Source organism: Dyadobacter sp. BHUBP1 (assembly GCF_050587785.1).
Taxonomy (GTDB): Bacteria; Bacteroidota; Bacteroidia; order Cytophagales; family Spirosomataceae; genus Dyadobacter.
This window is the reverse complement of sequence record NZ_JBOBIH010000009.1, coordinates 72332-86537: the sequence shown is the minus strand read 5'-3', so window position 1 is coordinate 86537 and position 14206 is coordinate 72332. Positions and strand designations below refer to the sequence as shown.

Below are 14206 nucleotides of genomic sequence, written 5' to 3'. Positions count from 1 at the left end.
TCAAATATTTTCTAAATTTATTTAGGGAATAGCGTCATTTTCCCGGCTTATCATTCCGAAGACCTGATTTAAACATCAATGAACAATAAGGAATGGCAAGCCCTGCTTCTGAAATACCGGAAAGGGAATTGCACGAAGGAAGAAAAGCTGAGAATTCACCGGTGGTATGAAAGCCTCAATGCCGATGGGATGGCGGTGCTCAGCGATGAGGAAAAGCGCGAAATGGAGGAGAGAATACTGGGTAAACTGGCTGCGGAGACTTCTGTTGCGGGAGCGCCCGGCGTGGGAACGCCTGCCACGGGAACGCCCGCCGCGGGAACGCCCGCCGCGGATCACGAAGAGGGGGCTGTTGTGAAGCAATGGTGGCGCAGGGCTACGGTATACGTGGCCACAGCTGCAGCGGTGCTCCTGGTGGTCGGCTTCTGGGCATTTCTGGGTAAAGGCGCCCGCAGGCCAGGTGTAATGCAGGAAAAGATGTTTGTGCAGGCGCCCCAAAGCCGGTTGATCACCGAAGAAAACACGACCGGTGTTCCGAAACGATTGATTTTAAGCGATCGCAGCACAGTAACCCTCGAACCGGGAGCCAGAATCGTGTTCCCGGTGACTTTCACCGGCGACAAGCGCACGGTGCAGCTTACAGGCAATGCATTTTTTGAGATCACCCGCAATCCCGACCAGCCCTTCCTCGTGTACAGCGGCAAAATCATCACCCGCGTACTCGGAACCAGTTTCAGAATCAAAAACAATGCGAAGGATAAAGCGCTGGAAGTGGAAGTTGTGACCGGGAAAGTGTCGGTTTTTGAAAACCGCGAGGCATTCAGCGAAGAAAATTCCGTTGATAACCAGGACAATGGCGTAGTGCTCACGCCGAACCAGCGGGTAACCTATTTCGCCGAAAGCCGGCACCTCATGACCGGTCTCGTACCGGAGCCCGTGAAAACATCGCAGGTTGCCGAGGAGGCAAAAATGATTTTCAACGACGAAAAGCTGGAAAAGATAGCAGCCGCATTACAGGAAGCCTACGGAATAGAGATCGTTTTCGCGAACGACCGTATCGCGCATTGCAGCTTCACCGGCGACCTTACCGACATGCAGCTGTACGACAAACTGGCACTCGTTTGCAAATCCAATGGCGCCGATTACGAAGTGAAAGGAACACGCATTCTCATCAACGGCCGCGGCTGTGACTAAGTTTTTGCAAATCCTAAACCCTTAACTATGAAACTATAAAAGCTACCCCACCGACTTAAAACAAAGAAACCGATAGTGTACCACCACTACCGGCTTCGGAAATGCCTGCTTACGAGATCCTGGACAGACGGTAAGCGGGCGGATGTCCTGTTTTTCACAAATAGAACCTTCAAAAATATGCAAAAAACCCAACAGTTAAAATGGTGTGCATCACTATGCATGATCATGAAAATAACATTTGCTCAAATCCTTTTTGCAGTGGTTTTCACGACGCTTACCCACGCTGCGAGCGAGGGGCGAGCGCAGGAGATTATGGAGAGAATGGTGACGATCCATGCACAGAATGCGGAATTGAGAAATGTCCTGCGTGAGATCGAAGGGCAGGCCGACGTGAAGTTTGCGTACAGTCAGAAGAATATCCGTGCCGAGCGGACTATTGATGTACATATCAACCGGCAGAAGCTGTCGACCGCATTGAGCACGCTGCTCGACCCCCTGCACATAACCTATGAACTAACGGCAGGCCGTATTTTGCTGACGGCCGAGACCGGCGCGGTTCCTGAGCCATTGGAATCGCGTGAGCCGATGGAACCAGGAAAATCCGCAGATGTCGCGCTGGTCAAAGGAAAAGTGGTAGACGAAAACAATGCGGGCCTGCCGGGCGTTAGCGTGATCATTAAAGGGACCCAAAAAGGAACTACTACTGACCAGGAGGGCACTTTTGCGCTCGATGTGTCCGAGCAGAATGCGGTGCTGGTTTTCAGTTTTGTGGGCTACAAGCCGCAGGAGGTAACCGTGGGAGGTCAAACGGATTTGTCGGTAATCATGCAGCCGGATAATCAGGCACTGGAAGAAGTGGTAGTAGTGGGTTATGGCTCGGTGCGGAAAAGCGATCTGACGGGCTCTGTGGCGAGCATTAAAGGCGACGCAATCCGCGAAATGCCGGTGACGTCGGTGGACCAGGCGATCCAGTCGCGGGCGCCGGGCGTGCAGGTGACGCAAACGTCGGGCGCGCCGGGAGGCGGCATTTCCATCCGCGTGCGCGGCGCGAACTCCATTAACAGTGGAAGCGAGCCGCTTTACGTGATCGACGGCTTTCCTATTTACCCCGACAATGGTGCGTTGGGTACGAGCGGCAATCGGCAGCCTACCAATGCCATGGCGACTATTAACCCCAACGAAATCGAATCTATTGAAATACTGAAAGATGCCTCGGCGACCTCCATTTACGGTTCCCGCGGCGCGAATGGTGTGATTTTGATTACTACTAAACGCGGTAAGGAAGGCCAGAGCCGCGTGGATTATGACGGTTCCTATTCGTTTCAAACCATCGCACGCGAAGTGGAAGTGCTCAACGGTGCCGATTATGCACGTTACATTAACATGCTGGAACGCAGCCAGGGCGGAAACCCGCGGTACACCGACGCGCAAATCGGACAGATCGGGGCGGGTACCAATTGGTGGGATGTGATTTCGCGTACCGGCGGGTTGTCCAATCACCAACTTTCGTTCACCGGCGGCAACAAGGGAATGCGCTATGCATTTGTAGGTAATTATTTGAATAACAAGGGGATTATCAAGAATACGGATTTCAACCGCTATGGTTTCCGGATGAACCTCGATAACGACTTCCTCAAAGGCAAGGCTACGCTTTCCAACAGTTGGTCGTTCAACCGCTCGGGCAGCAGCAATGTGCCTACCGATCGCGGCGGACCGGGTGGTATCGTCATCACAGCTTTGGGCCTCGACCCTACCGGCGCGGTTTACGATCAGAACGGAGGATACCAGTACGCGAGCTACGACCAACGTTTCATGACCAATCCGTTGGCAGAGGCCGTGGAGGGTTATGATAAAGATTTTACCAACCGACTTTTCGGTACTTCGGCATTGAATGTGAATATTCTGGAAGGCCTGAAATTCCGCACGAGCCTTGGGCTGGACATCGTCAATGCGCGCCGTACGACTTTTTACAACAACTATACTTACATCGGCCGCCAGAATGGACGCGAGTTGCAGAAAGCAAACCGAAATTCAAATAACATCCTGAATGAGAATATTTTAACTTATAATAAGGAAGTTGCCAAAGGACATTACCTCGACGTTACACTCGGCTATACCTATCAAAAGGAAATCAATTATTTTGAATCCAACGCTACCCGTGGGCTTCCGTCCGACGATATTGACGCGGTGAATATGCAAAACGGCAGCCGGCCGTTGGTGCCGAATTCAGGACGCCTGGAATGGGAGCTGATGTCGATGCTAGGGCGGATCAATTACAATTTGAAAGACCGCTACCTGCTTACTGTGACGCTGCGCCGCGATGGTTCGTCGAAATTCGGGCCTAACAACAAATGGGCCACTTTCCCTTCGGCGGCAATTGGCTGGCGTGTGGTAAATGAAGATTTTTTCAAAAATTCAGGGTTAGGGAAGGTTTTTGATGATTTCAAGATCCGTGCGAGCTATGGCTTGACGGGTAATTCACAAATACCCGTTTACCGTTCGGTAGCTGGATTGGTGTCCTACAATTACGTTTTTGGAGGTGTACCTACGCTTGTTTCAGGCTACGGGCCTAACCGCATCCCGAACCCGGATTTGAAGTGGGAAGGCACTTCGATGCTCAATGTCGGCCTGGATTTCACATTGCTGAACAACCGTCTCAGCCTGACGATCGACGCATTTAAAAACAAAACCACCGACTTGTTGCTCGACGTTTCCATTCCGCAAAGTACCGGTTTTGGTACCATTATGCTGAATTCCGGCTCACTCAGCAACAAGGGTCTTGAATTTTCCGCGAGCTATAAGCTGATCAGTTCCAACGCATTGACGTGGGATGTGAGTGGTAATGTGTCTATCCTGCGCAACAAAATCCTTGACCTGGGCATGAGCACTCCATTCTTTTCCAACAGTACCAGCGGCCACCTTGGGGTGCTTGGCAGTTGGGTGCAGGGCGGCAACCCGATCGGCGTTTGGAGCGGGTACAACTATGTCGGTTTGTTCCAATCCGACGAAGAAGGTAAAAGCTATTCAGCTAAGGCGGGTTACCCCAAATATGAAGACGTGAATGGCGACGGTAAATACACTACTGACGATTTCAAGATCATCGGCGACCCGAACCCGAAACTGACCTGGGGCTTCAATACCAGCCTGAAATACAAAGGTTTCGATCTGGCGGTTTTCTTCCGCGGCGTGCATGGTAACAAGATTCGCAACCTGCAACAATCCGAAATGGGCGATGGTGTGCAGAAAATCAATCAGATCGCCAATATCCTGACCGATTCCTGGACACCTGAAAACCCGAATGCGCCCCGCCCGGTAATCGATGGCCGCCGTGATTTCATTTCTTTCCGCCGGTCGTCATTCTTCATTCAGGACGGCTCGTTCGTGCGGCTGCAAAACCTCTCGCTCGGGTATACGGTCCCCGTCAAGAGTGCCTATATCCGCAGTGCGCGCGTGTATGTGAGCGGGCAAAACCTCTTCCTGATCACCAAGTATAAAGGTTTCGATCCCGAAGTGAACAACCAGGGGCAGAATAACCTCAACCGGGGCGATGATTACGATGCTTACCCGCGGTCGCGCATGTTCACAGTGGGCGTTAATCTTGGTATTTAATATTTCAGATTGAAAATCAGTTTGTTATGAAAAAGTCATTTTTATATAAAATCAGATTGACGGGACTTTCGGCATTACTGTTTGCTGCGGCAGGCTGTTCGGACTTGAAGGAGAAGCCCGATTTCATCAATCCCGGTACCTTTTATAAGACGGCAGCGGAGCTGGTGCTGGGCGTGAATGCGGTTTACGACGACCTCAATTCGCAATACTCGGGCTACTTCTACGATCGTTATGTATTTGAATGTCTGATAGGTTACCAGGTGGGATGGGAGAAAGGGCCGCTGCAATACAACCTGGGCAATGTCAATCCGGCCGACGAATACATCGAGGCCTACTGGGGCATCTGCTTCCGCTCGATTAACCGGGCAAATGCGATCATCGAAACTGCCGATGCTATGAAAGATCCGTCGAATGAGGCTTTGATCAAGCGCGTGAAAGGGGAAGCACTGTTTTTACGTGCATTCTACTATTACAGCTTGTTGAGCTATTTCGATAATGTGCCGTTGACGGCGAAATCGACACAGAATATCTCGGAACTGCCATCCAATAGCGGAGGGAAAGCAGCGGTGATCGCGCAAATTTATGCTGATACCAAAGCGGCGGCCGAATTATTGCCTGCCAGCTACACCGGCGCGGATATTGGCCGCGCGACGAAATGGGCTGCGAAATCCATTTTAATGAAAACCCAGCTTTGGGATGAAAAATGGGCCGAAGCAAAGGCTACCGGCGAGGATATCATTAACAACAGTGGCCTCACGCTGTTCACCGATTTCTCCCACAATTTTGATCTTGCCCATGAGAATCAGGGCGAAAGGATCTTCGAAGCGCAAGTTTCGGCTACGGCCAACCCGAACGAATACAATGTACATTCGATGCATTTCAACCCGGAAGATTTCCCCAGCGAACTGGGCGGATCGGGTTGGAGCTGGATCAGCGCTACGCAGGAGTTCCGGGCAAGTTATGATCCAAAGGACAAACGCATTGAGGGAACGTTTATCGAGAGTTACCCGACGGGCCGTTTCGGTAAAATCAGCGGCGCTTATCCGATCGTACATTGGAGCGAAAAGGCTGATTACAACCTGTCGCGCTTCGGGGGCGTGGTGAAATCGGATGCGAATCCCAACGATCCGGCACAGATGATCTTCGGAAAAGCGTGGGCGGCAAAGATCGTCGAGCTCGATAAAAGCAATGCGGCCACCGAGAAAAACACGATTTACATTCGTTTGGCCGATATCCTGCTGGGGCACTCGGAGGCGTGTAACGAGAGCGGTCAGGGCGACGCATTCGCTTCGATTAACAAGGTACGTGCCCGTGCCGGGTTGGCTCCATTGAAGGGTCTCAGTCAATCGGCCTTACGTGATGCCATCATTCACGAGCGGATGCAGGAATTTGTTTTCGAGCAGGTAATGTACCCTGAGCTGCGCCGGAAAAGCAAATTGGGGGGGGCGGTAGATTATCTCGGCAAGGAAATCAGGCATTTTGCGGAGAAGTACAATCTCGACCGTGCGCCCAAGGAGCGCGATTACGTGCTGCCGCTGCCGCAAAAAGAACTGCAGGGTAATCCCAATGTAAAGCAGAATGCCATTTGGCAATAACGAATACCCGTCGCTGACCAGATTTAGTGGGTAATTTTATTTAAATTCAATCTTTTGGCCATGAAATCAGCAGGATAACTCAAATGTGCTGCTTGTTCATTAAGTCGTGTCGCGACGGGGTTTTTCGATTATATTGAATAGTTTTTTAAGGGATATCAATCGTTATATGACAATTTGTGTAAACATTTTAAAAGTTTGTATAAACAATTGTTTCCGGATTGATAAGCCTCTTGGTATTTTTGTAATTCTTGTGGGAATAATTATTTAAAATTAAACCAATGCATACCAGATTTTTGATCGGTTTAGTGGTGGTGGCGGTGCCGGTAATGTACTTTTCGTGGAATGGCTTGCCATGGGAAAAGAAGGTGGATTACAATGCCGATGTGAAGCCGATTCTTAACAAGCATTGCATGGGCTGCCATGGCGGCGTGAAAAAAGCGGGCGACGTAAGTTTTCTATTCGAGCACGAAATGCTGGAACCCGGGAAATCGGGCAAGATACCCGTTGTGCGTGGAGACGCGGATGCCAGCGAGATGATCCGACGCATTTTAACGGACGATCCCGACGAGAAAATGCCCAAAAACGGCACGCCGCTGAACGACAAGGAAATCGCTATCCTGAAACAATGGATTAATGAGGGCGCGAAATGGGAAACACATTGGGCTTATAAGAAGATAGAAAGGCCGGATGTACCATCTCTGAATACGTTTTCCAACCTGTTTGGTTTGCTTAGTAGCGGTGACAAAGCGTGGGCAAAGAATGAAATCGACCATTTTGTTGCCAAAAAGCTGAAAGAAGAAGGCTTGAAAGCCTCGCCAGAGGCTGATCGAGCCACACTACTCCGGCGCGTGAGCCTCGATCTTACCGGGCTCCCTCCGACAGAAAAAGACGTTCAGGACTTCTCGAATGACAAATCGCCCGATGCCTACGAAAAAGTGGTGGACAAACTGCTTAAATCACCTGCATACGGGGAGAAGTGGACGTCGATGTGGATGGACCTTGCACGCTATGCCGATACGAAGGGCTACGAAAGTGACGGCGGCCGCACGATGTGGCGTTACCGCGATTATGTGGTCAAGTCTTTCAATGAAGATAAGCCGTTCGACCGGTTCACGATCGAACAGCTAGCGGGGGACCTCTTGCCGGAAAAGAAAGATGGCTTTCCCATTGAGCAAAACGTGATAGCCACTGGTTTCCACCGGAATACGATGACGAACAACGAGGGCGGAACCGACGACGAAGAGTTTCGTACAGCTGCATTGATTGACCGGGTGAATACTACCTGGGAAGTTTGGCAAGGAACTACATTTGCCTGCATACAGTGTCACAGCCACCCTTACGATCCTATTCCGCACGACGAATATTACAAGTACGCAGCCTTCTTCAACAACTCGCGTGACGAGGATGTTTGGGACGAATGGCCGAAGCTTCGGTTTTACAAGGGGGACGATTCTCTTCGTTTCGAGCGGGTAAAAGAATGGGTGCGGAAATACGACCCGAAAGAATTGGAAGCGAAAACGCAGTTCATGAAGGTGGTGGAGCCGAAAATCAATGCGCACAACTTTGTGAAAGGCGACCAATCGACCGTGCTGGTGATTTCGTATTATGGCGTGAAAGACAAGGGCAATGCGCGCATTCCGCAGGTAAATCTAACCAGCGCAGACAACGTGTTGATGAATATCGGTACAAAGGCAGAAAACGCGGTGCTGACATTGCATTTGGATAAGCTCGACGGTCCTGTTCTTTCGACCATCAAAGTGCCAACCCGTGACACGGTAATCGTGGCCCCGATCACGAAGACCAGCGGAAAACACGACATTTACCTCTCATTAAGTAGCCCCAAGGCCCCCGAAGAGTGGGTGCGTATTAGCTGGGCAGCATTTCAAAAAGCATTGCCGGGGGCCGGTCAGCCGGGCTATGAGCAGATCGTCTCCGACTACGCCACCACATTGACGCGGCCGACAGAGAGTATGCCTGTACTGTGGGAAGGGAAAGGTGATTTTGCACGGAAAACCAATGTGTTTGTTCGGGGAAATTGGATGGTGAAAGGTCCTGAAGTGAAACCTGATGTCCCTAAACTCCTTGCTCCTTTCCCAAAAGATGCCTCCCGCGACCGGCTTGGTCTCGCCAAATGGATCGTGAGCCGCGACAATGCATTAACAGGGCGCGTCATCGTGAACCGTTTCTGGGAACAGCTCTTTGGAAGAGGAATTGTGGAAACCGTGGAGGATTTCGGTTCGCAAGGTGCAGAGCCTTCTCACCCCGAGCTGCTCGACTGGCTGGCAGTCTCGTTTATGGATGATTATAAATGGAGCGTCAAGAAATTACTTAAAACGATCGTCATGTCGGCCACGTACCGGCAGGATTCGCGCTCCGACGGACACCGGAAAGAAAAAGACCCTTACAACGTGTGGCTCTCGCGCGGCCCACGTGTACGCCTGAGTGCCGAGCAGGTGCGCGACCAGGCACTCGCATGCAGCGGGCTTATTTCCAATAAAATGTACGGTCCGAGTGTAATGCCGCCTCAACCCGACAAAATCTGGCAGTCGCCATACAGCGGCGAGAGCTGGGTAGTAAGCGAAGGAGAAGACAAATACCGCCGGGGAGTTTATACCTATTGGAAAAGAACGGCCCCGTATCCGTCGATGACGACCTTCGATGCGCCAAGCCGTGAATTCTGCCAATCGAGACGAATCATTACCAATACCCCATTGCAGGCATTGGTAACCTTGAACGACCCAGTGTATCTCGAAGCGGCTGAAAAACTGGCATCCAAGATGAAGACCCGCGGCAAGACGCCCGAGCAGCAGCTCAAAGAAGGTTACCGCTTGCTCACGTTCAAACCTATTGAGCAGAAGAGTTTAAATGTATTGATGAAAGTATATAAAGATGCGCTCAACGAGTACCGGCAGAGGCCCTCGGAGGTGGATAGTATTTTGGTGTATGGAAAAGAGAAGTCACCGGAGCTGGCCGCGTTGACCGTTTCAGCGAACGTATTGCTGAATCTGGATAACGTAGTAACGAAGGAGTAGAACTGCGTAGACGCTATCCGGTTACGGGTTTCGTTTCGAACTAAGGCCCGACTTCGGACTAGGCTTCGGCCCTTTTCCGTTGACTGAAGTCAACGGTAATAGATTGAGGGTCGGAGAGATTACCTCGGTGAATTGATAAGGAGAAAAGCAAGGCGACTCGCCAGGCGAGCGTGGAATAGAAGGAACCTATCTATAACCGTCGACTTTAGTCGACGGCTTAAAAAAGGCAAAGAAAGGGTCATCGGCCCGTAACCACATTTCCTAACCCAGGTTTTCAACCCTGGGGGCAAGGTAACCAAGTCTGCAATGGAAAAACTACTAAAAGAACTACAATACGCTGACGTGCAGCGTCAAACACGCCGCCACTTTTTGCAATCGGCTGGCTTTGGACTGGGAGCATTAGGCCTTGGCTCGCTGCTGGGCTCTTGCGGCTCGTCGAAAGCCGGCGACGCTGCGGGTGCTTCGGAATCGCTTGCTGCGAGCGGTATCCCCCAATTTGCGCCGAAAGCCAAGCGGGTGATTTACATTCACATGGCCGGCGCACCGTCACAGCTCGAACTTTTTGACTACAAGCCCGAGCTCGTCAAATATCATGGAAAGGACTGCCCTGCCGAGTTTCTGGAAGGTAAGAAGTTTGCATTCATCCAGGGCGTGCCTAAAATGCTCGGGCCCCAGGGGAAATTTGCACAATATGGCCAGTCCGGTGCCTGGTTATCGGATTACCTGCCCTATTTGCAGACCGTCGCTGACGAGATCACATTCCTGAAAGCGATGCACACCGACCAGTTCAACCACGCGCCTGCACAGCTACTCCTGCACACGGGCAGCCCGCGATTGGGGCGTCCTAGTTTAGGTGCATGGGCGGTGTATGGCCTGGGTTCCGAAAACCGCAATCTGCCAGGTTTTATCGTGCTGGCTTCCGGCGGTCGCCAGCCCGATGCGGGTAAAAGTGTGTACGGAAGTGGTTTTCTGCCATCGGTTTATCAGGGCGTGCAATGCCGTACCGGCGGCGACCCCGTTCTGTACGTGACCGATCCCAATGGAATGAACCGGAATATCCGTAAAAAGACGATCGATGCGATCAACGAAATTAACCGACAGACTTACGAGGAAGTCCAGGACCCCGAGATTTTGACGCGGATCAGCCAGTATGAAATGGCTTTCCGGATGCAGATGTCGGTGCCCGAAGTGATGGATGTGGCCAAGGAGCCGCAATTTATTCTGGATATGTATGGAGTAAAAGCCGGAGAAGGAAGCTTTGGTATGAACTGTCTGCTTGCCCGCAAACTCATCGAAAACGATGTACGGTTTGTACAGCTGTTTGACTGGGGCTGGGACGGCCATGGAACCAACGCGACCGATAATGTGGAGGGAGGGTTGCGTGCGAAATGCCAGATTTCCGATAAGCCCATTGCCGCATTGATCAAAGACTTGAAAATGCGCGGGTTACTGGAAGAAACGCTGGTAGTCTTCGGAGCGGAATTCGGCCGGACGCCCATGCAGGAAAACCGTAATGGCGTGGTAATGCCTTATATGGGCCGCGACCATCACCTGGAAGCCTACACCATGTGGATGGCGGGTGGCGGCGTGAAGCAAGGTTACAGCCATGGCGAGACCGATGAATTGGGCTATTATGGCGTGAAAGACCGGGTACACGTCCACGATTTACAGGCGACTATCCTGCATTTGATGGGCTTCGACCACGAGAAATTCACTTACCCATTCCAGGGAAGGAATTTCAGACTGACAGATACCGAAGGCAAAGTTGTAAAACAAGTGATCGCATAAGTGACAGCATTTTTTAGCAGTATTTAATCCAAACCATGGCGCAGGAAACAGTTAAGGCATTCAGAATGCAGCTCAAACCCGGATTTGAAGCGGAATACAAAAAGAGACATGACGAAATATGGCCGGAACTGAGCCAGCTTTTGAAAGAGGCCGGCATTATGGAATATTACATTTTCCTCGACGAAGCCACGCTTGCGCTTTTCGCATTTCAAAAATTGGATGCTAACGATACAACCGCCAGCCTTCCCGCGCTGCCTATCATGAAGAAGTGGTGGGACCATATGGCCGACATCATGGAAGTAAACTCTGACAATTCTCCCGTGGCGATCCCATGCCCGGAAGTTTTCAGGTTGTAATGCATTGATTTTTGAATAATCCTAACCCTTTAATATTGATTGCCGGTATGCTCATTCCTCTTCTTCAGGCGTCGCCCTGGGTACTTTTTATCGGGCGTTTTCACCCTGTGTTGGTGCATTTACCCATTGGTTTTTTGTTGATCGCAGCGCTTATCGAGATTGGGCGCAGGACCGGAAGAATTTCGGTAAGTGAATCGACCGTGGTTTTCGTGCTGTTCTGGTCGGCGGTGAGCGCTACTTTTGCTTGTATTGCGGGCTATCTGTTGTCGCTGGGCGGAGGTTATGACGAGGACTTGCTGGGCGCGCACATGTGGAAAGGCATTGGCGTGGCGGTATTTGCATGGGTGGCCTGGCTCGTGAAATCGGACCGGTTTGCAGGAAAAATTTCCGTTGGAAAAGCCGTTTATCTCCCTGCATTTGCGGTGGCGGTGTTACTTACCATGACCGCAGGTCACGATGGCGGCTCGCTCACACACGGCGATGGCTACCTCACCCAGTACACACCCGAGCCCTTTCGCAGCCTCGCGGGGATGGACCCTATCGAAGAAAAAGCGAAGGAAATCAAGCCCATAACCGATGTGCAGCAGGCGGTTGTGTATAAAGATATTGTCCAGCCGATCCTCGAAGCGCGCTGTACCCAATGCCACAATGCCAGCAAGAAAAAGGGCGATTTGCGTATGGACGAGCTTGCATTGCTCATGAAAGGCGGGGAAAACGGCCCTGCATTGGTGGCGGGAAAAGGCGCTGAGAGCGATATGATCAAACGCTGTCTGCTGGACGAAAGCGACGACAACCATATGCCTCCGAAGGGTAAACCGCAATTGAGTACCGAGCAGATTGCGTTGCTATCCTGGTGGATCGACCAGGGAGCACCTGCGGACAAAAAAGTGTCAGAGCTGACCGTACTCGATCAGGTGAAACCAGCCCTGGCATCGCTCGGCGGTGGCTCAGCGGCAGGCGGATCCGGTGGTGCAAAACAGAAAGAATCGGCTATCGCTACATTGAAAGTTTCACCGGCGAAAGAAAGTGATATCCAGGCTTTGCGGAAGGCAGGGCTTATCGTCAATACATTATCGCAAGATCAGAATTTGCTGGAAGTGAGCGCGGTGAATGCCCCGCAATTCAGTGATAAGGATATTGCATTGCTTTTGCCCGTAGCGGAGCAGGTAACCTGGCTGAAACTGGGCGGTACCCAGATCACCGATAGCGGGTTGAAGGAAATTGCCAAATTGAAAAACCTTACCAAGCTGCATTTGGAGCACTCCGGCGTTACCGACCAGGGCATCGCGCAGATCAAAAGTTTGCCGCACCTTGAATACCTGAATGTAATCGATACCAAAATGGGGGATGCCGGATTGAAAAATATCGCCTCTATGAAAGGCCTGCGTTCCATTTACGTCTGGCAATCAGGGGTTACCGATAGTGCGGTAGCCCAAGCGGCGAAGCAGTCCCCGGGTTTGCAGATCGTCAACGGTTTCAGCGAAGCGGAGGTCGCACAGTTCCTCAAAGCAGGCGATAGTACAGCTACCAAGCCGGTTGCGGCGACGAAAAAATAGTCAGGAATTGTCAAGTGTGGTCAGGAATTGTCAAGGATGGTGAGGAAGGCATTAAATGACAGGAACAATATCTGACCCAATGACTATCCATGACAACACATGACCAACATCGCCCATTCACTCATTCAAAATTAAAATGAACCGCCGGAATTTCATTAACACCGCCACAGCAGTAGGAGCATTAGCGACCTTCGAATCCATCGCCGACGCGAACAAAGCTGCCGTGCAGTTTGAAAATAAACTGTCATTGAAAGTACTCGGTACCAATTGGGGCTTCCAGGGGACTACCGACCAGTTTTGTGCAGCCGTCAAAAAAGAAGGTTACGACGGCATCGAAATGTGGTGGCAGGGCTCGGAAGACAAGCGGAAAGAGCTTTTTGACGCATTGAAAAAGCATAATCTCGAAGTAGGCTTCCTCTGCGGCTCGGGTGAGCGGGATTACAAAACGCATTTGCATGCATTCAGATCGCAGATCGATGCCGCTACGACGCAATGGCCCGTGAAGCCGCTTTACATCAACTGCCACAGCGGTCGTGACCATTTTACCTACGAACAAAATAAGGCATTCATCGACCATACCACCGAGGCGTCGACCAAAAGCGGCATTCCCATCTACCACGAAACTCACCGCGGACGTATGCTTTTCGCGGCGCACGTGGCCCGGAATTTCATTGAGAAAAACCCCGCATTGCGGCTTACGCTCGATATTTCGCATTGGTGTAATGTGCACGAAAGTCTTTTGCAGGACCAGGAAGAAACCGTTCAGCTTGCACTTGCACGCGTGGGGCATATACACTCGCGTGTAGGGCATGAGGAAGGGCCGCAGGTGAACGACCCGCGTGCACCTGAATGGGAGGCGGCCGTGAAGGCGCATTTGGCGTGGTGGGACAAAGTGGTAGAATACAAGGTCAAAAGCGGTGAAACGCTGACCGTCCTGACGGAATTCGGGCCGCCGAATTATCAACCAACCGTGCCGTTTACACATCAGCCGCTATCAGATCAGTGGGGAATCAACGTACATATGATGCATTTGTTAAGAAAGCGGTATTTGAAATAAAACACTATTGAAAGGTTGGACT

At 51.3% G+C, this 14206-nt stretch carries 8 protein-coding genes; all 8 read left to right on the top strand.

Annotated features, from left to right (window positions below):
- Nucleotides 1-78 precede the first annotated feature (78 nt).
- A complete protein-coding gene (locus tag ACQ4MZ_RS26845) occupies nt 79-1191 on the top strand; it encodes a FecR family protein (protein WP_430850397.1) in 1113 nt (370 codons plus the stop codon).
- A gap of 225 nt (nt 1192-1416) precedes the next feature.
- The gene (locus ACQ4MZ_RS26840) at nt 1417-4800 is read left to right on the top strand and encodes a TonB-dependent receptor (RefSeq protein WP_430850395.1); all 3384 of its coding nucleotides are present in this window, start codon (nt 1417-1419) and stop codon (nt 4798-4800) included.
- Between the two features lie 26 nt (nt 4801-4826).
- Nucleotides 4827-6395, top strand: a complete 1569-nt coding sequence (locus ACQ4MZ_RS26835) for a RagB/SusD family nutrient uptake outer membrane protein (RefSeq protein ID WP_430850393.1) — start codon at nt 4827-4829, stop codon at nt 6393-6395.
- A gap of 278 nt (nt 6396-6673) precedes the next feature.
- Nucleotides 6674-9427, top strand: a complete 2754-nt coding sequence (locus ACQ4MZ_RS26830; RefSeq protein WP_430850391.1) for a DUF1553 domain-containing protein — start codon at nt 6674-6676, stop codon at nt 9425-9427.
- 306 nt (nt 9428-9733) lie between these two features.
- Nucleotides 9734-11215 carry a DUF1501 domain-containing protein gene (locus ACQ4MZ_RS26825; protein WP_430850389.1) on the top strand — a complete coding sequence of 494 codons (1482 nt, stop codon included), beginning with the start codon at nt 9734-9736 and terminating at the stop codon, nt 11213-11215.
- A 35-nt stretch (nt 11216-11250) separates the two neighbouring features.
- A complete protein-coding gene (gene rhaM / locus ACQ4MZ_RS26820; RefSeq protein WP_430850387.1) occupies nt 11251-11571 on the top strand; it encodes an L-rhamnose mutarotase in 321 nt (106 codons plus the stop codon).
- A 47-nt stretch (nt 11572-11618) separates the two neighbouring features.
- Nucleotides 11619-13127 carry a c-type cytochrome domain-containing protein gene (locus ACQ4MZ_RS26815; protein WP_430850385.1) on the top strand — a complete coding sequence of 503 codons (1509 nt, stop codon included), beginning with the start codon at nt 11619-11621 and terminating at the stop codon, nt 13125-13127.
- A 136-nt stretch (nt 13128-13263) separates the two neighbouring features.
- Nucleotides 13264-14184, top strand: a complete 921-nt coding sequence (locus ACQ4MZ_RS26810) for a sugar phosphate isomerase/epimerase family protein (RefSeq protein WP_430850383.1) — start codon at nt 13264-13266, stop codon at nt 14182-14184.
- Nucleotides 14185-14206 lie beyond the last annotated feature (22 nt).